Origin of the sequence: Mycobacterium sp. NPDC049093, from assembly GCF_040704635.1 — a bacterium.
Classification (GTDB): Bacteria; Actinomycetota; Actinomycetes; order Mycobacteriales; family Mycobacteriaceae; genus Mycobacterium.
In genome coordinates this window covers 786,737-808,985 of sequence record NZ_JBEZJS010000001.1, presented here as the reverse complement: position 1 = coordinate 808,985, position 22,249 = coordinate 786,737, and the positions used below count along the sequence as shown (strand labels likewise).

The following is a 22,249-nucleotide window of genomic DNA, read 5'->3' as shown; positions in this document are numbered from 1 at the left end:
TCAGGCGTCCTTTCCGAACAGCGACGCGTAGAGGGCGTCGGCCTCGTTGGTGATCTCCGACGTCACGCCGTGGCCCACGGGGGCCAGTGGCACGACACCGGCGGGGATCGCGGCCAGCACCGCGGTGTGACCTTCGCGGTCTGCGGCGAGGGCCTGCAGGTGGTGATCGCGGCGGGCAGGGGCGATCCGGCCGTCGGCGATGGCCTGATCAACCAGACGCTCATCGGCCTCGCGGACCTGCTGGGCACGAGCCTCGGCGCCCGCCTGCGCGGCGGCCACGGTGGCGTCGTACTGGGCGCGGTCGACGACTGCCAGGCCGGCCTGGGTGACAAGCGCGGTGGCCTGCTCCAGTGTCGGCTCGACCGGTGCAGCTTCCTCACCGTCGGTGCCGTCGGCGCGTTCGGTCAGCGCCTCGTCCAGCGCCGCCAGGATGGTCTCGTCGTCAGCGTCGGCCGCCAGGCCGAGCTTCTGCACGAGGCCCTCATTCAGGGTTGCCACAATGGGCTCCTTTCCTCTGTGAACCTCGGCCTCGGCAGGCTGAGGGGTCTTGGTGCGGGCTACCGGCATCCGCGGCGCTGGCGCCGACTCGCGACCGGAGTACTTGAACTTCGACAGGTCGAACACCGACGCCCGGGCGGCCGCCGAGTTGGCTTCCTTCTCGGGCAGCTCGACGACACGGTCCGCGAGGCCGGCAGCGACCGCCTCGTCTGCCATCAGCCATGTCTCTTCAGCCATGACCGCCAGCCAGTCGTCGACCGTTCCGCCTGCGCGGTCGGCGTAGATCGCCGCGATGTTCGCGTTGTGCCGGGTGAGCCGCTCGGAGGCCTTCTGCATGTCACGCGAATCTCCTACGCAGACCGCCCAGGCGTTGTGCAGCATCATCTGGCTGTTGCGATTCATCACCACCTCGTCACCGGCCATAGCGATCACCGAGGCGATCGAGGCCGCGAGGCTGTCCACGACGACGGTGACCTTGGCCTTGTGGTCGCGCAGCGCGTTGAGGATCGCGATGCCGTCGAACACGGCGCCGCCGGGGCTGTTTATGCGCACGGTGATCTCGTCGCGGTCGATCGCTTTGAGGTCGCGCGCGAACTGGTCGGCGGAAACGCCGAACCACGAGTCAATTTCGTCGTAAATCAGCAGTTCTGCGGGGCCTTCGTCAGCCTTGGCCGCGTTGCGAATGCTGTACCACTGATGCCGATCGGACGGCTTCGGTGACATCACCACAGCGTCGGGTCTCCCTTCTGGCCATTGGCCTTGGGCGAATTCGGCCGGCGCCGCGTATGCGAGGCGACGGCCACCGTCCCTGCGGGGGCCTCATCCGGTCCGGTTTCGGTCTCGTCGGGCTCAGGCTCAGGTTCGGGGGCGTCCGGGTCGGGCCCAGGCAGGCCCGAGGCCGCCCGGATGAACGCCTCCAGCCGCGGATCCGGGGTCAGCAGACCGGAACTCACGAGCATCTGCAGCGCCGCGGCGGTGGCGTCCTGCCGCGAGCCGATCTCGTCGAACACCAGCATTGGCGCGGCTTCATCGACGCTGAAATTGAGGTCGATGAGGTCTTCAACGATGTGCGCCTGGGCGACATCGCGGATGTCGTCGGCCACCGTCTGCACGGACTGCACGAACGTGTCGGCCTGCACGCTGGCGAGCGCGTAGCTGCCGCCCTTCCCATCGAGATTCAGGAAGTGCGCCAACGCAACCAGCGCCATCTGGTGGTCGTGGTATTCGATCGCCCGCCGCGGATCCATCGGCGTCCCGCTCGGCGAGGCGATGAGGAATGTCTCCCCCGCGGTCAGTGCCAGGCCGGCCGATTCGCCACCGCGGTACGCCGACGCGATGCCTTGCAGCTCATCGATGCGGTCCTGATCTTCGGACTCGGATTCGTTGGCCGTGATCACTGGGACACCGATGCCATGCCGGCGCGCCGCGGCGGCCTCGATGCGCATCAGCTCGTCCTTGAGCTTCCAGTGCTTGTACGCCGGGCGCAGCAGACTGTTACCGGTCCACACGCCCGGGTCCGGCTCGTGCACGTACACAACTAGTCGATCTACGTTGATCGCCTCACCCATCGAGGTCGGCGCCATCACCAACATGCCCGGGGCGCTGAAAGTCCCTGCCGGCCACTGCTGCACCGACACCAGGCCGCCGTCGCGGTCGACATTCCAGTACGAGATCGACGACTGGGGCCGCGGGGCCAGCTTGCGGATCATCGCCCGCGCGTTCCGGCCGCTGCCCTCGATGCGATAGACCTGCTCAAACACTGAATGCCCATAGCGCAGCGCCGTCAGCGCCTGCTGCAGGTGCTTATCCCACGAAAACCGGTCCTTGGTGCGGTCCGCCGGCGCATCAGAGTCGGCGCCTTCGATCGGCAGACCCAGATTCTTCGCAACGAACGCCGTCGCCTCGTCGCTCGCACCGTTCTGACGAATCCGCCACGCAGTACGGCGAATCGGCAACCCCACCGCGCGCAAAACCGACGCGATCCGGGCATCCTCCCGGCACATCTTGGTGTACGTCGCCACCGAGTTCGGCCACATCAGCTCCGGAACCAGCTCGAACTGATCGAGCGGCCCTGCCCAGCCCATCATCCCCGGCTGAGCGACTACATAGCCCTTCTCCGTGCGCGGAGCGGCGGTCTTCGGTGCCAACGTCGCTCCTTTCGCTAGAACGCGGCTGTCATTGCGTCGAATTCGGAATCCTGCGAGCGTTTCTCGCTGCGCGCGGCGCCGGTGCGCGGCCGCGCGGTCGGCCCCTTGGCCTTCGCGCCAAACTTTCGGACTGCCCAGTGCGCCATCGACGCCCCCACCAACGGGATGGCCACCCCGGCGTCATCCTCGGCCCACAGCGAGTCACCACCAGGCAACTCCCGCAACGACGCGCTCACCACCGCGTCGTTCAGGATCTGCTGATCACTGTGCGACAACAGCCCCGCGAGGGCGTCCGAATAGAACCCGTTGAACGACAGGGCCATATCGGCGGTGTTCATCACTACCGGCTCGATCCCCGCGGCGATCAGCAGCGGCTCAAGCACAATCGCGCCGTTCTTGCGGTCCAGCACCAACGCCACCGGATTCCACTCGGTCACCTTGGTGATCAGATACTCAGCGACCTCGGTGTGATGCCCGCGCCGCAGCGGACCCACCTCAACGTGGATGCGTGTCCCATCAGCGATGGTTTGCGCCGCCACGATCGACCACATGCGCTTGTCCCGCGACTGCCGTACCGCGATGGTCCGGGAGCCAGTCAGTCGCGCACCAGGATTGGCCATGTCGGTCCACACCGCCTCGGGGATCGGCGAACCGATCTCGTCCTCATCGGGCGGGTAATCGCCCCACCCCAGGTAGTCAGCGTCGAAAATCGCCCGCTGCTCAACCGTCTTGGCCTTCTGCTGCTTCGAACGAATCTCACGCTCATTCGTGGCCACCCCGTACGACGGCTGCGCCAACTCCCACGTACTCGACTCAGTCCGATCGGCGTCCCGGGGCGCCGCATACATCGCGTAGTACAGATCCGGGGCCAGCTTGTGTCCCAACCGATGCAGGCCAGCCAACGTATGGCACTTCGGATGCACCGAAGCCACGGGCGCTGTCGAAATGTAGATCGTCTGCGGGTTCTTCGCCGCCGACTGCGCACCCGTCAGGTTCGCCTCTTCACCCGGATCGATGTCGTACGCCTCATCGATGATCAGCAGATCGATCTCGGTGTAACCACGACCGAAATCCTGCGACCGAGGCCCGAACTCGGCCTCACACACGATCTCACCGGTACGCGGATGCTTCAGCTTGATCGAACCGCGGTTACCCGCCTTCGACGGCTTCTCCGCCAGCCTCGACTTCAGCCACGGCACCCGGTCGATCACCGCACACACACGCTTGAACACGTCGTACGCCGTCGACCACCGCTGCGCCGTGTAGATGATCCGACCCGACCGCAGCACGAACATGTGAAACAAAATCAACAGCACGATCAGCAGCGTCTTGCCCTGCTGCCGAGTGCATTCGATACACACATCGCGGTGCGTCCACAAGCTCACCGGGGCCCGACCCTCGCGGGCCGCGTCCTCCAGCTCCTCATCCGTCGGCGGCTGCACCGACGTGATCGCCTGAATCGAACGCCACTGCCACGGCATCGGCCGCAACCCCACCGCGAACCCGAACTTGCCGCACCGATCCGCCTGCGCCGACTCATCACCCCGATGCTTCGACTCAAACTCTGGTGTCTGCCGGCCCTTCAGCCGCGGCCAGGACCCCACCCACTCGGGCCACTGCACACGATCCGACTTCCGTGTCGGCGGACGCTTCGAAGCCGGCCGCTTAGAACTTGTCGAGAGGGTCGCTGTCATCGTCAGGCCCGGTCGAAATCCCCGCACGCTGCCGATGAATGTCGGCTAGGTAGTGACGAAACACCGTCGCGCACTGTCTCGCCTCCTGAAGCACCTTGTCCACCTGGACCTCAACCACCTCGTCGCGAACCCGCAGCCGCATCCACGCGTCCTGCTTGCCCGACAGAAGTGCGTCGAACTGCTCCAACCGATCGGCCATCCGACACGCCTCGATGATCATCAGCGTCAACGGATACGGATCCGACTCACGGGCTAACTCGGTCATCAACCGCTGTCCCGCGGTCGTTGCCTCAGGGTTTGCTGGGTCCTCGTCGGGGTTTGCTGGCGCCTTCGCCGTCACCAGCCACCGCCGGCGGTCTGATTCGTTTTGGCCGGATCGAAAAAAAACTGACCGGTGCCCCGGGGGTCAGGGAGCGGGCCCCACCTGGATATTTTTGGGGGGTGGGGTCGCTGGCCGCGTTTCCGCAGGTCAGAGCGTTGCCGATGATCGTGCCGCAGGGCCCTGACCTGCAGTGATGGCGTGCAGCTAACGTTCACCATCCCATCACCACCTGCTCGTGTTTGCTGGCCCGTTCGGGTTGTTTGCTGGCGGCTTGCTGGTCGTACCAGAGTTTGGCTGCTTGTGCCATTCGCCATGGTCGTTCGGCTTTGCATCGGGCAAGGACCACGTCGCGGCCGGGGTCGATGGTGTGGACCTTGGCGCCGTGGGCTTGGTAGTGGGCGATGAGTGTTGGGCTGGGCATGGAGTGGATGACGTAGACGTCGTGCTCGTGGCTCATGGTCAGGGCTGTGTCGATGGCTGCTGTTCGTGCTGCCTTGGTGACTGCCTTGATGTGTTGTGGTGGGTCGTGTGGGTCGTGGCCTGGTGGTGTGAGCACTGAGGCGATGGCGTCGTAGTCGATGGTGATGTCACCTGGCTTGGCGTGCTGCTTGACCCAGGTGGACTTGCCGGATGCTGGTGGACCGGTGACGAGGTGGAGCATCACCAGTCCATTGCGAGTTCGTCGGTCGCAGTGAGGGTTGTGGCAGTGATGCCAGCCTTGGCGAGTGCCGCTGTCCATTCGGATGGGTGGACGCCTATGGCTGCGGGGCGGTTTGCGTCGTGCCGGCCGTCTTGGCGTTGGCTGTTGCAGTCACCGTGGAGTAGTCGGTCTGCGCGTTGTCCGCCGAGTGCTCGGGCTTGGCTGTGGTCTGCGGCGAGCTGCTTGCCGTCCCAGTTGCGTGCGAGCAGTGGGGCTTTGAACATGGGCAGGCTGCACCACCAGCAGGTGGTGCCGTCGACGTGTCGGCGTCGGAGCCCTTCGGCGTGTTGTTGGTGTTTCCAGCCGAGGCCACGGTCTGTGGTGTTGGCCTTACGGCCGGGCCTCGGCATTAGTGGTCAGATCCAGGCTGTACGAATCAGGGCCGGTCTTCGTTCGCTTCAGCGTGAACTCGCCGGCGCTACCGGCTACGCATTCACCCATGGCGGTGAGAAGTTGCATCATGCCGGGTTGTGCGGCGCGGGGGTTCTTGAGGGCTTGGACGAATTGTTCTGGTTGTTTTTGTTGCCATTCGCCGAGGTCGCCGTTCATCCAGGTTTCGCCGTTGACGACGATGTGCAGGCTGGGCATCAGAGTCCCATCACCGCGCGGCTGTGGTCCACCAGCTCTTGCCCGGGTGAGCTCACGAGACGCACATCGTCTCCGATATCCACTGAGACAACCGCCCGAGGCGCGAACCTGTCGAATACGTCGAATGTCTGCGCAACACAGAAGCGCGGGTGCGCCTCGGTTACTTCGAGGCGCACCCGGTCGTGCCAGCCGAGTGATTCGCCGGTCTCAGGGTCGAGGATCTCGCGCGCAACTGCGAGGACATCCCCGACGTCGATGCCCGCTTCCTCACCGCCTGTGATGGCGACGGTGTAGGCATCGATGAGCTTGGCAACCTTCATGCATTCCTCCGATGTTGGGCTGAACATTCGGGATTTAGTTGTGAGAAGGCCCGTATGAATTGTGGGCCGTTGAGTTTGGGTCGGTCGGTGCCGTAGTCGCGGATGGTGGCGGTGACGAGGTCGTGGTCTGTGCCGCAGGTGCATCCGAAGGTGACTTGGCGGTTGCGGTGCGTCTCGTTGGCGGCTGCTGCTTCGCGGAGTTGGTTGAGCTCGGCGTTGTCGATGACCGTCTTGTCGTTGGCTTCTAGTAGCGCCACGATCGCTTCGGCGGTCAGTGTGGTGACGTCGAGGCTGGGTAGGCCGGCTTCTGTTGCCATTTGTTTGGCTTGGTCGGCGGGGATGGCTGAGTTGCGGAACATGGGTAGTGCGAGTGGGATCGGGCCTTTGTCGCCGCCGGGGTGGACGAGGTGGGGCAGGTTGTCGCGGATGAGGTCGACGACGGGCTGGTTGGTCATCCGAGCGCTCGTGCTTGGTCGCGGCGAGCCTTGGCTAGGCGTTTCTCTGCTGCGGCCACTGCGATGTTGGCGGCGAACTGATTGCCGACCGAGCGTCCGATGGCGACGTGCACGTGGCCGATGTGCGGCGGATCCAGCTTGTTGGACTTCCGGATGAGCATCCGTGCTGCTCGTCGCATTGCGTGGGCGAGTGTGCGTTTCACTGGTTCTCCCTGCGACTTGATCGTGCAGCATCTCGGCCTCGCTTGCATCGAAAGCACTCGCGGTGACTCGGCCGGTCTTGACGTCTGTACACGTTGTCGCCGGCAAGTGCATGACCTCGCGGGCAGTGGGTTTTACTCTTCTGCCGGTCCGTTCCGTGTCGCTGCTTGTCGACCATGTTCTCGGACTTCGTTCCCCAGCAGAGGTTCTCGGCACGATTGTCCGTCTTGACACCATTGAGATGCCGGACGTCCGGCCTGACCTCCGTGGGCAAGCCGTGGAACGTCTCGCAAACCATCCGATGTACTCGAACGTTGATGCGTTTCGATGCGACGGAGACGACTGAGGTCATGTAGCCGTTCTTCGCTAGGTGCTGCTTGAGCTCTCGGCCTTTGCGGGGCTCGTACCAGACCGAGCCCGCGTGGTATTCCGACCCGTGGACCTTGACCAGGCGATCTATGCTGCGAATCCGCCCGTCGTTGCTGACTTCGTACGCGGTGTACAGCGGATGCGGCAGCCAGATAGCATCACTCATGTCGACTCCTAAACAGTCGGCCACACCCCGGGGCTGTTAGCGCAGCCGCCGGGGCCTTTACTTGCAGGTGGGGGTTATCGCTTGCGGGTTTCGATCAGCCGGTCGATCAAACCGTTGAGTACGCGTTCGGCGGCTTCGATGTAGGGCTGGTGTCCGTCTTTGCGTGTTTGGTCGAGGGTGTGTTTGGCGTCGGTGATGCGTTGCGTGAGGGTTCTTGGTTGCGCGAAGGTCGACATTGGCACCTCCCCGGGAAATGCGAAACGCCCCGGAGCTAAGTCACGGGGCGCTGAAGGCACACTACTGGTGCCGACTGACACGATATCAGTTGTTTGCGCGGGCTAGGGATCAACCACGCCGGATTCCCATTTCTCGGCCAGACGCATTGCTTCGGTAACGTCGGCGCATTCTTCGCGGCGGGTTGGTGGTTTGCCGTCGCTGATGCGGCCTTCTGCGAAAAGGATCGCGCCGTGCTCCAGTTCGCGGACGCGGTACGCGTAGCCGCTCCGTTGGCGGTCGGTGATCGCCAATTCGCGATTGACTCGGGTCCATTGCATGCTCATTGCTCCATCAGTGTGTCATTCGAGGACGCCGCTGGGTAGTTCGTAGCCGAGGACCTGGGCGAGGTGTTGGAAGTATTCGGGTGCCCATGTGTGGTGGCAGTTTTGGCAGACGCAGCCGGCGGGCCCGATTTGTAGGGCGGGTTGGCGGACGGTTTCGTTGGCTGAGTTGCGCCTGTAGACGATGGCGGTGTCGCAGGCGGGGCACGGGTTGGGGAGTGTCCATCGTTTCACCGGATCCAACAGGGATCGGATTTCCGTGGCCCAGGATTCGATCTCCGCAGCGATGTTCTCGACGAGTGTGGTGTCTTGTGGGCGCCAGGTGCGGCGCTCCACGGCCTGGAGGCGGATGACGGGCATGGCTTGTTCTGCATCCGTGATGGCGTCGATGTTGGGGCGTGGTTCCCATTCCGCTGTGGCAGACTCGATCTTGCGCATCAGATCCACGGCGTCGATGCACATCGGTGGGGACGATTGCGGGACACGGGATGCGTTGCCCTGACCGCCCGGGACCGCATCAGAGAGTTGGTCGTAGAGGCTGTCGATCCATTCCACGTTGACGCTGGTGCCGTCGTCGTATTCCCGTCGGACGGTGTGTGGCTTCGGGTCGATCAGCGCGCTGATGGCGTTGGAGAGTTTGTTGCGGGCGGCGGGGAGGTTGCCGTCGGTTTCGATGGGTTGGCTCACTGCTGGTCCCCTTGCGCGCTCACGAGCCTCTGCAGCTCTTTGACTTGCTTCTCCAGTTCCTGCATTCGGCCCTGCATTTGGCGGACCTCGCGGACGAGATCCCAGTCGACCTTGTGATCCGGCAAGCTCACTGCTGGTCCCCGCTTCCATTCGTGGGCTTGAGTTCAAGGTGGTTCGGGTTGACGCACGCCTTGTGAGGGCAGGTGTGTCGTAGCCTGTGCCCGTCCGGGATTGGTCGGCGCAGCAGCTCGTAGACGGCGACTTTGGTGGGGGTGTTTTGCCCTTTGTGGCTCACCGACGGGTAGCCGTTCTGGGCGTAGCCGGTCCACATCCAGCACGCGGTGCGGTTGGGGTCGGTGGAGTGGCGGAACTCGATCTTGTCGTAGATGCGCTTTGGAAGGCTCATGTGTTGCTCCTCGCGGCTTGGGCGTGGTGAATGTCAGCGAGCTTCACGGCGGTGCTCCAGGATCTCGGCGAGGTTGACCAACGCCACACCTCGCGCGTGGTGGATGCAGACGGGCCAGAAGCTGTGATCCTCGGTGTCGATGGCTACGGCGTATGCGGGTTTGTCGCAGGGCTGCGATTCGCCTTTGCGGCTGGTCTCGGCGCAGCATTCGTTGGGGTATTTGTCCACGAAGTACCAGGGGTTGTCGGCGCTCATTGGGATGCCTCCGACCAGTCGATGGTGATGTCAGGTACGCCGATCAAGTCGCAGATCATGGCGAGCACGTAGTTGATGCGGCGGTGGATTTCGGCGTACAGGTTCAGCAGGTGTGGGGTTCCGTCGACCATCCGGTAGGTGACGATGGTGGGGTTGTTGGCGAGTTCTGCGATGGCGCGTTGTTGGAGCTGGGCGATGGGTGTGCGGTGTGCAGTGGCGGTCATGGTGGTCATTGGGATGCCTCCGCAGCGGCAGAGAGCAGTGCTACGGCGAGCTCGTGCGCCTGCGTTGGTGTAATCGGGTCGGCGCCGTGGTCCCAAGCGTGCGCCTTATCCCAGACGTAGATCAGGCCGGGTGAATCATCGAAGTAACGGGCGCACAACGCGCTACTGGTAGCCCACTCTTGCGCGTCAACCTCGGCGTCGTCTTCGCCTTTCAGTTCCACGACGGCTATCCGGGCCGACTTGAGAGCTGCGAGGACACCTCTGGCCATGTTCCGGTGCCGTTCTGCGACGTTGCTCGGGTCGCCTTCGTCGGCTGCGAACTGCGTGGCGATGACGGTTTCGATGCGGTCGGTCATGCGGTCTCCTCGATTTCAGTGGCCCACCCGCAGTAGCCGCACACGGTGAATGCGGGTATGGGGTAGGTGCCGATCTGTGTGGCTGGGATGGTGTCGGTGCGGGCGTGTCGGAGGCAGTTGCGGCAATAACGCGGGCTCATGCGCTGACCACCGTCCATGGGTTGGTGTCCAGGTCGCGGATTGTCTGCGCCCAGATCGGTGTGGTGCGGCAATTCCAGTGGTGGTAGCCGGTTGGGTCGCAGTCGCATTGGTCATTCCGCACTTCGGCGAGGAACTCGCGCTCACACATCCAGCACAGCGGCATGTCGCCCCGGAAGCCTCTGCAAGCCTCGGCGTGAGGAATGCCAACCTCTGCGCAAGTCGGTACGCCGCTACCGCATCGACTGCAGCGAGGCTCCGGGAGTGTTCCTGAGTCGAGTTCGTCGTTGAACAGGATCAGGTTCCCGATGGCCAGTAGACGCTGATACGAAATGGTGCCTGAGCGCCCCTGTGCAGGTTTGGGGTGGCCGTGTGTACCCGAGGTCGGTTCTGACGCGTCTCCGTTGAAGCTGGTCCGGTCTGTGATGCTCATTCAGTCACCTCCGTGTGTGGGATTCGGCGTGGGCAGGGGATCTTGCGTGGAGTGCCATCCGCATGCACACACCAATCCCCCGGTTTCGCATGGCAGTTCGGGCAATGCACGTCGATCGCCCCGGTTTCCGCGTAGGCAGCGATCACAGGACCGCGACCGTGGCGACCTGGACCGGTTGCGTACTCAGGCATGACGCACCGCCTCGACATGCGGATTGCAGGTGTGGACGCCGGTCTCGTCCTCGTAGGTGTTCGTCCCGTGGCAGCGAGGGCAGTTCTCCCGCAGCGCCTTCAACGCACGCTTGCGATCCACCTCCGCAGCCGCCACGACACCCTTGTTGGCCTCGTCCCACTGACGCCTTCGCTTGCACTTGCGGCACGGGCCGTCGTAGTTCTCCGTGTGCTCATGGCATTGGGGGCGGGGGCCGGTTGCGGCTACTTGCGTAACCCCCCCACTCAAATCAACCAAAGAAGAAGGGTCGGGTCGGGTCGGGTCGGGTCTGCGCGCGTGCGCGTGAGGGTCACGCGTGACAGCCCCTGTGACAGGCGCATCCGACTCGATGTCTGTCACATGTGAGTCACACTGTGACAGTTCGTCATCATTGCTGGATACAGCGTTTCTGCCCTTGACTTTTCGGGACCGACTTTGCCTCTGCCGTTCGGCGGCCTCGCGACGTTTTTCGATCAATTCGGCTCGTGTTCGTTGCCACTTCGACCACGATTTGAACTGAACTCCGCCCTCGACTTGATCCCAAAGTGGAGCCGACATTGGCCCGAATCCGGTCAAAGTTTCGATCAACGAGTCCCGGGCGCCGAGCTGTTTCAGCTTGGAATCCGGCACCAGGCCGTCCGTTTCTTCCTTCGCGGACCATGAGCCGGCGAGCACCCAGAGTCCGCACGCGGCGAGACGGTGGCGGGCCGGCATGTCCATCACGGGTTTGGAATCGGAGAATCCGTCATCGACGTAGAACCACGGCATTAGGCGCTCTCCACCCTTCTCCCACGTGTGGCGGCCAGCTTTAGCCTTGATCGATGGGTATCGCACAAAACGCCGGTAGTTCTTGTGCGGCAAGCCCGCCCCTTCGGCTGAAGGCAGGTCGGGCACACCACGTATGCCCACGGCTTGCGGTACTGACCGCGCTCCCGTCGCCACTCGAAATCGAAAGCCCGGTGACATGAGGTGCAGAGCGGGATGTAGAAGTCGGGGTTCTCGCTGTATTCCACTAGGAAGGTGAGGCCCTCACGCTCCTCTAGCCTTTCGTCTGGATCGTTGTGGTTGTATGCCCATTCGTCGGCGGCCTTTCCGCAGTGCTCACACGCTTGGTCGGCGGATCTACCTCGGCACTCACGAACCCGACGATGGGCGTGCGAATAGCCGATGACCTCTGGCATCCCACCAATCAGCGGATCGCCGTGTTTCGTCCAGCGGCGGAAGTGCACGAAGCAATAGCCCTTGGTGTCATACGGTGTCTCGCACCCATCGACTTTGCAGGCGACATTCGGTTTGCGCCTGCGCTTGATGGGGCGAGACATGTCCTGACCTAGGCGCGCTCTTCTTCGGTGCGCCGGGCACATTCCCTTACCGCGCGTGAGTCCGTCGCATCCGGAAATTGAGCAGTTTCTCACTCTGTCCACCTAGTGGTGTCCGGGTGGAACTCGTCAAGACCACTCGGGGCGTATATGGCTGCCTGCGTGACCGTGTAGCCCGCCTCAGCCAGGACGTCCAACAGGTGCTGCGGGTGCCGGCGTGGGTGGTCAGACCATCCGCAGCCGCACTTGGGCCATTCGACGTAGCTGCTTCCGCCGCGGTGGCTGAACTTCGTGACGCCGGTTAGTTTGTGTCGGGCAAGGACTTCGCAGGCGCTCATTTGGCACCGTCCTTCAGGTACTGGTCGGCTTCACGCCACAACGCCCGGGATGCACGGCGCGACTCGATTGCGTCGGTGAGGTCGTCCCATCGCATGCACAGCCAGCCTGCGCTGTAGATGGCCGCGTTGATGGCGCCGCAGATGACCCAGCCGAGCGGGACGGCAACAGGTTTGAGGAGTCGGCGCATCATGCTGACACCGTCGAGGATTCGGGGTATTGGTCCCAGGTACGGCCGTCGAGCACGCGGCCCGCCTGTTTCTTGCCAACGCGGCGAACGCGGACCCAACCGGGATGTCCTCGGTCGACGAGATCCTGGACCCCTGATCCGTGTCCGTATGGGTTGGTCACCGTTCCGGACGCGCGTGTGATCAGTTGGCCGGTCGTCTGCAAAAGGTGCGTGCCACTGGGGAAATCGACGGCCCACTCACCCCACTGCTTGAACAGGAACGGCACGCCAGCCTGGTCGCACTGGTCCCGCAGCGACCGCGCCCAGTCGGGATGCATCGGCCGGGCGCCGGGCCCGGATTCACCGCCGACGATCACCCAGTGCAGTACGTCGCGCACTCGCATCGTTTCTTCGACGCCGCCGGGCACCTTCGTCTTATCGGCAGTCATCCACGCTGGGTGGTCAATGGACGGTGTCCACTTCGCGAATGACTGACGCAGGTCGATCGGCCCGAGAAGTGGTTCGGCGCTGATGAATCGGACGGCGGCCGGGGTGTCGAGAAGCGCGGGGATGCGGATATCGGCCCACTGCTGATTCTCGGTGGAGACGCCCAGCCACACGTTCGTCAGCGTGGGATTTCCCTGCGGGTCTCGGCGCGCAACGGCACTTGACTGACTGATGTCCGCCAGGCGCCAGAACCGATCCGATGTGAGCAGACTCCGCATTCGAGCGTGCCGTTTGGTGAGCACTTGGAATGTGTGCTGCGGCGCCAGCGCCATGACTGCCCAGACGCGGGCGATGTACTCGTCGGGCACAGCGTCGTGGAACAGGTCGGACATGCTGTTCACGAAGATGCGGCGCGGCTTACGCCACCGGAGCGGCTGGTCCAGCTTCTCCGGTCGGAGCTGCACGTCGAACCCGTGCTCGAAGTAGTGCCCAGGTGTGCCGCGCCACCGTTCGGCAAATGTCTTGGCGTAGCAGTGATCACAGCCGGGCGACACCTCGGTGCAGCCGGTGACGGGATTCCACGTGGCGTCGCACCACTCAATTCCGGTGTTGTCGCTCATCGCCTACCGCTCCTCCACATTGATCCGTACAGGGCGCGCTGGGTCTGGCACCAACGCACAAACTCAGGGCTCACGCCACCACCTCGAACAGTTCGAGCTGGCCTTCGATCTCGGTCGACTGGCTACCGGTCAGACCCAGCGCGCGACGCACCCATTCGGCCTGCCGCTCATCGAGGCCCGCCATAACGTCACGCCGTTGCCGTTCCTCAGTCTCGGTCGGGTGGTACCGCTTGCACGGCTCCGAATGCGGATTCGGGGCCTCGGTCGCGTAGGGGCAGCGGCACCACTTCTCGGCTCGGTTCCGCTCGTCGGCCATTGCACCGAACTGCAACCGCAGCTCCGTCTTGACCGGCTCAGGCACCTGGGCCACCCAGCGGCGGATCACGGTGAACGACACCGACACCACAGGCGGGTTGTTCTCCCACGTTTCCCGGTCGACGGTGTAGCCGATGATCCCGTTGGCCTCGGTGTGGGTGTGGTTGTACTGCAACTCCGGATGCGAACCGTCGGGCCACGCCTTGCCACCAGCTCGGGCCTTGAGGCTGCTGATGCCGTAGTCCGGGTCGACGATGGTGGCGGCCAACATCCATGCTCCGGAATGGGCCCAGAGCAGGCAGGCCTGGTCATCGGTGAGCATTAGGCGCCGGCCTCGTCGAGCGCGCGGATGGTTGGGCACGGCCAGGTGTCATGGCATTCGTTGCAGTTCTTCCAGTAGGTCGACTCGGTGTGCAGTTCCCGAACCGCGTTGAGCGCCTGGGTCTGCCGTTCCGCGAGTTGCTTGGTGGCCAGCACCTCATCGGCGGCCGACACAATGCCCAACACAGCCCCACGTTCGATCGCGTCGAGAGTGCTCATTGCTCCTCCTGGATGTCTGCTCTGTGCCCTACAAGGGCGTGGCGCCGCCGGATGAACGCTGCAGCGCCGTCGCGGTCGGGGTATTCGGATCGGACGGGGCGGCCGATCTTGCGCGCACACTCAACGCAACTCACGGTGATCACGCGACGGCCCACCGCTCATGCACGCCACCGTGCTCATCCAGCCGTACCGAGACGCCTCGATAGATCACCGGCACCTGTATGGGCTCCATGTACTGAGACACCAACCAGCCCAGCCGCATAGCCAGTGACCGGTGAGACTCGATCAGGCGGTGGCAGTCCCGGCACACATGCAGCGCGTTCGCCGCAGTATTGGTTGAATCCCGCCGTGTCCCACCAGCACCTCGGGCACGGCGGTGATGCCGCTCGGCTGCCAGCTTCTCGCCGCATACTTCGCATCGGCCGCCGGAACGGGTATCGATGATGTCCTGTACTTCCGGGCTGAACCCGGTATCCCGCCTCATGCGTCGGCCTGCGCTTCAGACCGCTTCATCTCGCGGGCCAGGTTGGCGATCAGATCCCCCAACACCGTGGAGTTCCCATCACGATCCACCGTCGGCGCCACAGCCAGCCGGTGACCGGCAGCCTCATCGAACAACACCTTGAGCTCTTCCCGCGTCGTCGCCGCCAACGCCTGCTTGCGGTACTCGGCAACCGTGGGGACCTTCGCCCCGTCCGACAACCAATCCCGGATCTGCACGGCGAGTTCTTCACCGGGCATGGGAATCACAGCCTTGGCCAGGGTGTGGATGCGGGACTTGACGACGGTCAGAGTGTTGTCATGGTCCATGTCTCCGACCACGTCAAACTCGTATTCCACGCCGTCGCGCTGCTCCGGTTTGAGTCCGACCTTGCGGGGGACCTTCTTCCCGCGTTCGTTCTCCTCGATCACGAACTCGGTCTTGGACCGCATCGTGGCGATCACGTGCCCCGGGTAGGCAACCAGGGCGTCGATCATGCGGCGTTCCTCAGGGCGGACCTCTTTCCACCCAGAGAAGCTGTTGCCGCCCTTAGCCCTTCGATCCGCTTGTTCGAGCATCCCGTCGACACCCATCCAGTAGTGCGACAGGGAATCGATGATCACGCAGCCGTACTCGTTGCCGGCGGCCAGGCCGAGCAGATCGACGAGTGACAGCGGCGAGAAGGTATCGGGTTGGACGGTGTCGAACTGCCAGCCGTTCAGCCCCACATACTTTGATGCGCTACCGCGTTCGGTGTCGATCACCGCGACCTTGTCCGCGAGGGCTGTGGCCAACGCCAGAGCCGTGTACGTCTTCCCGGCGCCCGAAGGCCCGGACAGGGCGATCCGCGCGTAGGAGGCTTCCCTGGTGGCGGGTTTGAAAGCGAGGGTCATTCGTCGTCCTCCTCAGATGGTTCGTAGCCAGGGCAATCGCATTTGTCGTCGCCCTCGAATGCCCCGCACGGGTACAGGGACAGCCCGTAGCCGTGACTGGACTTGTAGTGACCACACAGAGCGCAGGGTTGGGACGCGCGGATCTCGTCGAGCCAGCACCGGCAGCCCTGGCAGCCCTCACCCTCAGCGATGTGCTGGGCTACCTGCCGGGGTGTTTGACCGTCACAAGCTGGCTGATCCCACAGGTTCTCAGGGATGTCATGCAGCAGCTCCGTGACCGTTTCCCGGCGGCGTTCCACCGCGGGGCGTTCAAAGTCCAGGCGGGGTGTGTAGGTGCGGCGTTCACTCCTGGGTAGCCTCGGCATCCGACACCCCCTGACCAGTGAGGGCCAGCCACTCCTCGGGGTCGTACTCGTAGGCCATCACGCCGGCCTCCGCATTGCCCGACGTTCCTTCTCCGTGTAGCCGCCGAACACCCCGTGCCTTTCGCGGTGCGTGAGTGCGTATTCCAGGCATTCGTCCCTGACTTCGCAGCCCCTACAGATGCGTTTCGCGAAGTCGCAGTTCTGCCCTTTTTCGGGGAACCAGGCTTCAGGGTCGGAATCTGTGCATGCCGCTCTGTCAGCCCAGTCCTCCTGTCCGGTAACCATTTTGAGTGTTGCGCCTAGGATGGTCATGCGGTCACCCGCTGATCTTCACGGCGCTTCTTGTCGTACCGGGCTACTACTGCGGCGCGGTGCAACTTGCGGCACGGTTCGCAGTGGGGTGACTTTCCGGCTGCCCATTCGCCGCACTCGCATCGGCGCCGCAGTTGTCCAGTGACGGGGTCGCGTCGGGCTTCGGTGATCTCGGGGACTGTCATCCCGGCCCACACGCCGTGCAGTTCACCGTTGTCGATCGCCCATCGGCGGCACTCGCTGGTGACGGGGCATTGGGCGCAGATAGCTTTCGCTTCGTCTACGGGTTTGCCGTTACCGACGAAGAACAGTTCGGGTTTGTTGGCGCAGGCGGCCGAGCTTTGCCAGTAGCTCATACGGTCATCTCCCCGCGTGCTTGCCGGCCGATGCGTTGCAGGAGTGGCCACCATTCATCACACTGGCCTTGAACCGAGGCGTTAACCACGTCGACGGCGTTATCTGCGGTGAATCCGCCGGTGGTCATGACGCCTTTGACGACGCCCAACACTCCGGCTGCGGTGGGGCGGGTGGCGATGGTGTCGCAGATGATGTAGCCGTAGTTGTTGACGTAGTCGGCTTCTCCGGGTGAGAGGTAGCCGTCGGCTTTGGCGTCTGGTGCGGTGATGAGCCCGGACAGGATCGCGGCGGCAATGATGATCGGGCACCAGAGCCATTCGCGGAGGCGTGGTTTCGGTTCCACCCGCTGCGCGTCCTCAGCGAGCTTGCGGGTGTCGTGCGGGCACCAAACGGGGCGCGGTCGAGGGGCGTTCATGCTGGCACCTTTGCGGCCGAACGGCTGGTGGACTTCTTCGCGCGCGGCTTCCTCGCGGCACTGGTGGGCTTCTGCGGCTCCCGAAGCCATTCCGGTGTCGTCCAATCCATCGACACCTCGTCTGGCATCCGCACCGGCATGACCAGACCGACGAAGCTGTCACCGACCGACACCCTGATCGGCTTCGCGTGCCCGAAGAAGTGCATTCGCATCCGCGATGCCCGCGCGCCCTGCAGCCGGGCGAACTTCGCCACCAGTTGCGGGTTGACGTCCATCGCCTTCGACGGCTCGCAATCCGGCACCGACTCCAACAACTTCAACCATTTGGTGTGCGCGCCGCGTTCCACTTCAGCGGGCAGGGTGAGGGTTTCGCCGCTGCTGAACGCGACTCTCACCTGCTTGTCGTCGGAGTCGATCACGACCGTCGAGAAGCACTGTTTGCCCGCCCCGGCCAGTTGGGTGATCGTCTTGACCTGCCGCAGCGACAACACCGCGAGGAACTGGCCCGGTTCGTCGAGTTCAGTCTTGGATGCGCCCAACACGAATCGGTCGGTCGCAACTGCGACCAGCTCCCCGCCGCGTGCTTCGACATGCACTGCGTTGATCACGGGGATGTCTGGGCTGCTGTTGGCGAAGAGCGCCGCCTCTTTCAGGATGCGGACCAGTTCGTTTGTCTGCAGAGTGATGCTCATGCTGCTGCTACCTCCGCGGCACGGTGCCTGCCCTGGTAGTCGCCCGAATCGATCTGCACGCCGGCGGAATGACGCCCGACGACGAGGCCTGTGGTGGGCATAGCGGGTGTCACATTGGCGTTCAGGCGCGCCTGTAAACGCCGCTCGGCGGGCAGGCCACCGAGGTAGGATTCGCGCATCCACTCCTCGGCGTGTGTGATACTGGGTTTTGGCATTTCTTTCCTTTCTTGGGTTGTGATGCTTGGCCTCGCCGGGGTGCATCCGGCGAGGCCTACTTTTTGGTGATGTTGAAATCGGCGAGCAGTGACCGAGCGAACAGGGCGGTCAGGTCGGAGACCGTCGAGTACTCACCCACCGGCCTGGCCATGTAGTCGGCGTACAGATGCGCGGCCAGGTCGTCCTCACTCACCGACCGATCAATGGGTGGGCATTCAGTGCATGCGTAGATGTCGATGCAGCCACCGGCATCCGCGTACTGGCACTGCTTCGCTTCCCCCGGGGCAGGTGTGGACACCGCCCCGGGGTCAGACTCGCGGGGCGCGTAGTTCGGGTCCCCGTGGCAGTTGCACGTCGGTGACGTGCACTCGATCAGGAAGCTGTCGTCATGGCCGGGGCGCTCCGGGGGTGCCGACTGCAGAATGTCGGATGCACCCCCGGAGCCTTCGCCACCCACCACGCTGTGAGCGTTGGGGACAGTGGGTGACGGGTCTGCCGCTGCGCTGACGGCGGCAGAAGAATCAGACCGGCGAGCCTCGTAGTCCTGGGAGCACCCACACAATGCAGGCGGTCCACACGGAAAGCTTCGGCGGCAAGGCGATACGGACTCAAACTCGTCAGACTTCGTGGCGTTGTATTCGGCCCACGTCGTGGTGAACAGGTAGTCCTCATCGGCTTCGGCTTCGTCGCAAATCTCATCCTCAACCGCAACCGCCGCCGCCTCCCACGACCGCAACCTGTCCTCCGCTGTATGGTCACGCGGACACAGGATCTCGGCAGCAAGAGTCAAGCCATCACCGATCGCACGACCGACAGCAGTCAGGATGCTCATGCGGTCGCCTCCAGAAGTTTCTGCAGTAGACGCATGTTCCAGCGGGCATCCGCCAACGCGTCATGCTCCGAGGTCTGTATCGGCTTTCTGAAGTCAGCCGGGACAGACTCCAGCAGCTGCATCAGCTCGTGAGTCCACATCGGAATGCCCTCAGGCAGCCCGACCATCGGCCCGAACAGTTGGGCCAGGGCGACGTGGTCGTACGCCCCGTAGTACGCCCACAGCCGAGGTGAATCACCCTCCGCTATCGGCGCGGTGATGAAGTCGCGGACCTCGTTGGCGATGACCCATTTCGGCTTGACTAGAGCGCTTTTCCGATCCAGGTCCGTAGCCAAGCGGCCAGCTTGTGGGTTGTCCCAGACCTTCTTTGTCGTTGGCAGGTGTGGCACTACGTTGGCCCAGAGCCAGTCGTTCTCGCGGACCCGCTTGAAGTCCACGTCTGCATTCACTGCGTAGTACTCGCGCCGGTCATCGCTGGTGATGCCGATGCTGATCAGCTCGATAGTCGAGCCGTCTTCCAGGAACTCGGTGTCGTAGCAGATGTTTCGCGGGCTCATTGCTTCTCCTCAAACTTTCGGCATGTGCAGGGCCGCATCGACGGGGCGATCCGATGCCCACACGCCCCGCCCTCGTAGTGATCGGCACGCGGATGTGTGCAAGTGGCGCAACGGATCACGGCTTACCCCACTCGGGATGTGAGACCACGTAGTCCGCATGTGGCGCTAGAACCTCTGCCATCGTGGGGAACTCGCTCATGACGCCCCCTCGCACCGGTGCGCCTCGTATTCCTGCTCGATCGCACGGAGGCGGGACAATTCCCGACCCATCTCCGCGATCTCAAGGGCCAACACATGGTTGTCCGCCAACGCATCAGACGCTTGTTCCTCAGCCACAGCGCACTCCTCGTCAGCTTCGTCCCGCGCCTCGACCGCGTTCCTGGCTTCAGTCGCCCAGTGATCCCGCTCCACAGCCTGCGCCACAATCAGATCCGCCATCAGCCGGTGAATCCCCGTCAGATTCGTGATCACCGCCCGGGTTTCCTCATCCGCATGGTGGTAATACCGCGACACCAAGGCATCGATCCGATCCAGCACCGTCTGCACATCACTCACTGGGCCAACTCCTCGGTCATCTCCAGGCCGTAGCAGATATCGCAAAGCGGACTCACCACTCCGCCCATAACTACGGCCGTCATAACCTCAAGGCCGTCTAGCGGATCAGCGCATCTAAGACAGGCCACCATCTTGGGATAGTCACTCTCCCAAGGCTTCCGGTCAGCAGGATCACGGTCCGGATCAGGCTCACGACAGGGATTGGGCATATCACTCACCACGACACCTCCGTAATCGCAAGGATCTCGGCGGATCGAACTGTCTCGCGGCCCTCGGTCAACGCGAGTATTTGACGCAGAACCTCCGCCAGGTGATCGGCCCGCGACGTGACACGCAAACCGTTGGGATCAGCCATCACTCGCCGCCCATCTCACCGACAGGCATCGGACGACCCAACACAGCAGCACCCACCGCCGCACACGACCCACACACCCGCGCAATCCCCGGCGCACGAAAATCATTGCCACACAACTCACACGGCCACCGAAACCAAGTAGTCACGCGATCCGCCTCCGCGACGACAAGCCGTCAGCCAACGACACCGGCTCAACCACCGCCACCTCACTCGGCGCGTTGTCCCCGTTCAACCACTCCTCAATATGCTTGTCCGTCATCACAACCTTGTTGCGAGACAACCGTTTCCCAGGAATCAGACCGGCCTTGATGCGGCGCTTCAGCCAGCGTTCCCCATCGGTCCAGCCCAACGGTTCCAAGATTTCCCGGGCAACATCAGCCACCGGATAAACTTTGATCACCTGGACCCCTTCGGTTTCGACACCCACACAGGGCGTTTCGGTGACGGAAAATGCTGAATACGCGGCGTCGGCGCGGAACGAACAGTCACGCCGACCTCACAACCCGAACATGAATTTCCTGAGTTGCCGGGTAGGTCGTTACCTCATAGACGCCAGGGCATGGAGTACCTGGGTCATGCGGCAGGTTACCGCGCCAGGACTGCACCTCTTCCACGTTTGGGTCCGGGTGCCACACATGGCCAGTGCTCAGCGCGTCCTTCTCAATCCACCTGCTGGACTCCACCATCCGACCATCGGAGTACCGGTTAGAGTCCCCGAACTGGGCGGCCAGCTTGGCGATGTCCACGGTGATGTCATAGATCGCGTCGGTCTGCATTTCGTGGCCGTGTTGATCGCAGCTCGACCCGCCGATCTCATCGAGCGCCCAAGACGTACGTTCCTTCAAGATCGCCGCGGCGTACTTGAGAGCATCGTCGGCGCGCATCAGGCGTCCACCCGCTTGAGCCCAACCACCTCGGCGATCTGCAGAGCGAACTCCTGGCGCACGTACAGGGTTTGACGGACCTGACCGTTGTGGTGACGCGCCACATTGTGCTGCGGCCGGAGGTCGAACCAATCGATGTACCTGGCGTATGCGCGGTGCTCGTAGTCCTCAACGATCTTGTGCTTCTTCTCGGAGTAGCGGCGCATGATCAATCGGCGGTAGATCAGCTTGTGGTCAACGAGGAGCGCGAAGGCTTCAGGCCGAGTCAGTCCGAACTGGGCGCCCCAGACCTCGACCAGCACCGCGTCATCATTGGAGATGTAGCGATCGTGATACGCGATCATCGGCGCTGCAGATTCGAGCGCCGCGGCCATCGTCGCCTTCTCCTCCTCGATCTCTAGGACCATGCGGGCAAGGTCTGCCCGGGTAAGAAGTTCGGCGTGCTGCTTCGGGGCGATCTCGGCCTGGCGCGTCTTGATGGCGAAATACGCCTGAGCTGAGGCGATCTCAGGCTTGCTTGGGTCGCCGTTCATGACCACGAGGTAGGCGGCAAACCGGGAGAGTTCGTAGTCCTCGCGTTTGCGTTCCCCCAAGTTGCCGGCGTCGACAAGTTGGGTGACCTGCACAAAGTTCGCGGCGACGTTCTCGCCAGAGTTGCTAGCTGCAGTCATTGCACGCTTGATCGCTGCGGCAAAGTTGCGCCAGGTCTCGTATTCGACGGTCTTGCAGAGATCCCGAGCGGTCCAGTATTCGGATCCGTCCGGCCTGACGCGCCTGATGGCGTCAAACGGCGACTGGTCACCGTTGGTAATCTGTAGATCTGACATGGAGACTGTTCCTCTCTGTCGGACGGCCCTCACCCC

At 63.5% G+C, this 22,249-nt stretch carries 37 protein-coding genes; 1 reads left to right on the top strand and 36 read right to left on the bottom strand.

Annotation, left to right across the window (positions count from 1 at the left end):
- The 25 genes from AB0876_RS03930 to AB0876_RS03810 form a co-directional block, all read right to left on the bottom strand.
- Window positions 1–1,221 carry a head maturation protease, ClpP-related gene (locus AB0876_RS03930; RefSeq protein WP_526041266.1) on the bottom strand — a complete coding sequence of 407 codons (1,221 nt, stop codon included), beginning with the start codon at window positions 1,219–1,221 and terminating at the stop codon, window positions 1–3.
- Window positions 1,221–2,585 carry a phage portal protein family protein gene (locus AB0876_RS03925; protein WP_526041469.1) on the bottom strand — a complete coding sequence of 455 codons (1,365 nt, stop codon included), beginning with the start codon at window positions 2,583–2,585 and terminating at the stop codon, window positions 1,221–1,223. Before AB0876_RS03925 ends, AB0876_RS03930 begins: the two co-directional genes overlap by 1 nt.
- 74 nt (window positions 2,586–2,659) lie before the next feature.
- Window positions 2,660–4,126, bottom strand: a complete 1,467-nt coding sequence (locus AB0876_RS03920) for a terminase (RefSeq protein WP_526041265.1) — start codon at window positions 4,124–4,126, stop codon at window positions 2,660–2,662.
- Window positions 4,127–4,310: 184 nt separating this feature from the next.
- Window positions 4,311–4,604, bottom strand: coding sequence for a hypothetical protein (locus AB0876_RS03915; RefSeq protein ID WP_520452434.1), 294 nt, complete (start codon window positions 4,602–4,604; stop codon window positions 4,311–4,313).
- Window positions 4,605–4,872: 268 nt separating this feature from the next.
- Window positions 4,873–5,325 (bottom strand): AAA family ATPase, encoded by a 453-nt coding sequence (locus tag AB0876_RS03910; protein ID WP_526041264.1) that lies wholly within the window; start codon window positions 5,323–5,325, stop codon window positions 4,873–4,875.
- Window positions 5,322–5,711, bottom strand: a complete 390-nt coding sequence (locus AB0876_RS03905; protein ID WP_526041263.1) for a hypothetical protein — start codon at window positions 5,709–5,711, stop codon at window positions 5,322–5,324. The genes AB0876_RS03910 and AB0876_RS03905 overlap by 4 nt, the downstream gene beginning before the upstream one ends.
- Entirely contained in the window at window positions 5,692–5,949 is a 258-nt protein-coding gene (locus tag AB0876_RS03900; protein ID WP_526041262.1) for a hypothetical protein, read from the bottom strand. The genes AB0876_RS03905 and AB0876_RS03900 overlap by 20 nt, the downstream gene beginning before the upstream one ends.
- Window positions 5,949–6,269, bottom strand: coding sequence for a hypothetical protein (locus AB0876_RS03895; protein ID WP_526041261.1), 321 nt, complete (start codon window positions 6,267–6,269; stop codon window positions 5,949–5,951). Before AB0876_RS03895 ends, AB0876_RS03900 begins: the two co-directional genes overlap by 1 nt.
- On the bottom strand, window positions 6,266–6,724 hold the full coding sequence (locus AB0876_RS03890; protein ID WP_526041260.1) for a hypothetical protein: 459 nt from the start codon (window positions 6,722–6,724) through the stop codon (window positions 6,266–6,268). The genes AB0876_RS03895 and AB0876_RS03890 overlap by 4 nt, the downstream gene beginning before the upstream one ends.
- Window positions 6,721–6,927 (bottom strand): hypothetical protein, encoded by a 207-nt coding sequence (locus AB0876_RS03885; RefSeq protein ID WP_526041259.1) that lies wholly within the window; start codon window positions 6,925–6,927, stop codon window positions 6,721–6,723. Before AB0876_RS03885 ends, AB0876_RS03890 begins: the two co-directional genes overlap by 4 nt.
- Window positions 6,924–7,460 (bottom strand): NUMOD4 domain-containing protein, encoded by a 537-nt coding sequence (locus AB0876_RS03880; RefSeq protein ID WP_526041258.1) that lies wholly within the window; start codon window positions 7,458–7,460, stop codon window positions 6,924–6,926. The genes AB0876_RS03885 and AB0876_RS03880 overlap by 4 nt, the downstream gene beginning before the upstream one ends.
- Before the next feature lie 74 nt (window positions 7,461–7,534).
- Window positions 7,535–7,696 carry a hypothetical protein gene (locus AB0876_RS03875; protein ID WP_526041257.1) on the bottom strand — a complete coding sequence of 54 codons (162 nt, stop codon included), beginning with the start codon at window positions 7,694–7,696 and terminating at the stop codon, window positions 7,535–7,537.
- A 102-nt stretch (window positions 7,697–7,798) separates the two neighbouring features.
- Window positions 7,799–8,020, bottom strand: a complete 222-nt coding sequence (locus tag AB0876_RS03870) for a hypothetical protein (RefSeq protein WP_526041256.1) — start codon at window positions 8,018–8,020, stop codon at window positions 7,799–7,801.
- Window positions 8,021–8,035: 15 nt separating this feature from the next.
- Window positions 8,036–8,704 (bottom strand): DUF7341 domain-containing protein, encoded by a 669-nt coding sequence (locus AB0876_RS03865; protein ID WP_526041255.1) that lies wholly within the window; start codon window positions 8,702–8,704, stop codon window positions 8,036–8,038.
- A 127-nt stretch (window positions 8,705–8,831) separates the two neighbouring features.
- A complete protein-coding gene (locus AB0876_RS03860; RefSeq protein WP_526041254.1) occupies window positions 8,832–9,110 on the bottom strand; it encodes a hypothetical protein in 279 nt (92 codons plus the stop codon).
- A gap of 33 nt (window positions 9,111–9,143) precedes the next feature.
- Window positions 9,144–9,365, bottom strand: coding sequence for a hypothetical protein (locus AB0876_RS03855; RefSeq protein WP_418020035.1), 222 nt, complete (start codon window positions 9,363–9,365; stop codon window positions 9,144–9,146).
- A complete protein-coding gene (locus AB0876_RS03850; protein WP_526041253.1) occupies window positions 9,362–9,598 on the bottom strand; it encodes a hypothetical protein in 237 nt (78 codons plus the stop codon). The genes AB0876_RS03855 and AB0876_RS03850 overlap by 4 nt, the downstream gene beginning before the upstream one ends.
- Window positions 9,595–9,945 (bottom strand): hypothetical protein, encoded by a 351-nt coding sequence (locus AB0876_RS03845; RefSeq protein WP_526041252.1) that lies wholly within the window; start codon window positions 9,943–9,945, stop codon window positions 9,595–9,597. Before AB0876_RS03845 ends, AB0876_RS03850 begins: the two co-directional genes overlap by 4 nt.
- Complete coding sequence (locus tag AB0876_RS03840) at window positions 9,942–10,085, bottom strand: hypothetical protein (protein WP_526041251.1); 144 nt, start codon at window positions 10,083–10,085, stop codon at window positions 9,942–9,944. Before AB0876_RS03840 ends, AB0876_RS03845 begins: the two co-directional genes overlap by 4 nt.
- 614 nt (window positions 10,086–10,699) lie before the next feature.
- Window positions 10,700–11,587 carry a hypothetical protein gene (locus AB0876_RS03835; protein ID WP_526041250.1) on the bottom strand — a complete coding sequence of 296 codons (888 nt, stop codon included), beginning with the start codon at window positions 11,585–11,587 and terminating at the stop codon, window positions 10,700–10,702.
- Window positions 11,588–12,379: 792 nt separating this feature from the next.
- Window positions 12,380–12,574: a hypothetical protein gene (locus AB0876_RS03830; RefSeq protein WP_526041249.1), complete on the bottom strand. Its 195-nt coding sequence runs from the start codon at window positions 12,572–12,574 to the stop codon at window positions 12,380–12,382.
- Entirely contained in the window at window positions 12,571–13,617 is a 1,047-nt protein-coding gene (locus AB0876_RS03825; protein ID WP_526041248.1) for a DUF5131 family protein, read from the bottom strand. Before AB0876_RS03825 ends, AB0876_RS03830 begins: the two co-directional genes overlap by 4 nt.
- Window positions 13,618–13,687: 70 nt before the next feature.
- Window positions 13,688–14,254: a hypothetical protein gene (locus AB0876_RS03820; RefSeq protein ID WP_526041247.1), complete on the bottom strand. Its 567-nt coding sequence runs from the start codon at window positions 14,252–14,254 to the stop codon at window positions 13,688–13,690.
- Entirely contained in the window at window positions 14,254–14,472 is a 219-nt protein-coding gene (locus AB0876_RS03815) for a hypothetical protein (RefSeq protein ID WP_526041246.1), read from the bottom strand. The genes AB0876_RS03820 and AB0876_RS03815 overlap by 1 nt, the downstream gene beginning before the upstream one ends.
- Before the next feature lie 480 nt (window positions 14,473–14,952).
- Window positions 14,953–15,846, bottom strand: a complete 894-nt coding sequence (locus AB0876_RS03810; protein WP_526041245.1) for an AAA family ATPase — start codon at window positions 15,844–15,846, stop codon at window positions 14,953–14,955.
- A gap of 107 nt (window positions 15,847–15,953) precedes the next feature.
- Here AB0876_RS03810 and AB0876_RS03805 point away from each other — a divergent pair, with 107 nt between their 5' ends.
- Window positions 15,954–16,202: a hypothetical protein gene (locus AB0876_RS03805; RefSeq protein ID WP_526041244.1), complete on the top strand. Its 249-nt coding sequence runs from the start codon at window positions 15,954–15,956 to the stop codon at window positions 16,200–16,202.
- Window positions 16,203–16,268: 66 nt separating this feature from the next.
- Here AB0876_RS03805 and AB0876_RS03800 read toward each other — a convergent pair whose 3' ends face one another.
- The 11 genes from AB0876_RS03800 to AB0876_RS03750 form a co-directional block, all read right to left on the bottom strand.
- Entirely contained in the window at window positions 16,269–16,496 is a 228-nt protein-coding gene (locus tag AB0876_RS03800; RefSeq protein ID WP_448449160.1) for a WhiB family transcriptional regulator, read from the bottom strand.
- Window positions 16,497–16,519: 23 nt separating this feature from the next.
- Window positions 16,520–16,879 carry a WhiB family transcriptional regulator gene (locus AB0876_RS03795; RefSeq protein ID WP_526041243.1) on the bottom strand — a complete coding sequence of 120 codons (360 nt, stop codon included), beginning with the start codon at window positions 16,877–16,879 and terminating at the stop codon, window positions 16,520–16,522.
- Window positions 16,876–17,295 carry a hypothetical protein gene (locus tag AB0876_RS03790; RefSeq protein ID WP_526041242.1) on the bottom strand — a complete coding sequence of 140 codons (420 nt, stop codon included), beginning with the start codon at window positions 17,293–17,295 and terminating at the stop codon, window positions 16,876–16,878. Before AB0876_RS03790 ends, AB0876_RS03795 begins: the two co-directional genes overlap by 4 nt.
- Entirely contained in the window at window positions 17,292–17,987 is a 696-nt protein-coding gene (locus AB0876_RS03785; protein ID WP_526041241.1) for a hypothetical protein, read from the bottom strand. Before AB0876_RS03785 ends, AB0876_RS03790 begins: the two co-directional genes overlap by 4 nt.
- Entirely contained in the window at window positions 17,984–18,202 is a 219-nt protein-coding gene (locus AB0876_RS03780) for a hypothetical protein (RefSeq protein ID WP_418021518.1), read from the bottom strand. The genes AB0876_RS03785 and AB0876_RS03780 overlap by 4 nt, the downstream gene beginning before the upstream one ends.
- Window positions 18,203–18,258: 56 nt before the next feature.
- The gene (locus tag AB0876_RS03775) at window positions 18,259–19,035 is read right to left on the bottom strand and encodes a hypothetical protein (RefSeq protein ID WP_526041240.1); all 777 of its coding nucleotides are present in this window, start codon (window positions 19,033–19,035) and stop codon (window positions 18,259–18,261) included.
- Entirely contained in the window at window positions 19,032–19,592 is a 561-nt protein-coding gene (locus AB0876_RS03770) for a 3'-5' exoribonuclease domain-containing protein (RefSeq protein WP_526041239.1), read from the bottom strand. The genes AB0876_RS03775 and AB0876_RS03770 overlap by 4 nt, the downstream gene beginning before the upstream one ends.
- 195 nt (window positions 19,593–19,787) lie before the next feature.
- Complete coding sequence (locus tag AB0876_RS03765; RefSeq protein WP_526041238.1) at window positions 19,788–20,147, bottom strand: hypothetical protein; 360 nt, start codon at window positions 20,145–20,147, stop codon at window positions 19,788–19,790.
- 497 nt (window positions 20,148–20,644) lie between these two features.
- The gene (locus tag AB0876_RS03760) at window positions 20,645–20,902 is read right to left on the bottom strand and encodes a hypothetical protein (protein WP_526041237.1); all 258 of its coding nucleotides are present in this window, start codon (window positions 20,900–20,902) and stop codon (window positions 20,645–20,647) included.
- Window positions 20,903–20,987: 85 nt separating this feature from the next.
- Window positions 20,988–21,386 (bottom strand): hypothetical protein, encoded by a 399-nt coding sequence (locus AB0876_RS03755; RefSeq protein ID WP_526041236.1) that lies wholly within the window; start codon window positions 21,384–21,386, stop codon window positions 20,988–20,990.
- Window positions 21,386–22,213 carry a phage antirepressor KilAC domain-containing protein gene (locus AB0876_RS03750; protein WP_418021512.1) on the bottom strand — a complete coding sequence of 276 codons (828 nt, stop codon included), beginning with the start codon at window positions 22,211–22,213 and terminating at the stop codon, window positions 21,386–21,388. Before AB0876_RS03750 ends, AB0876_RS03755 begins: the two co-directional genes overlap by 1 nt.
- Window positions 22,214–22,249: the final 36 nt, after the last annotated feature.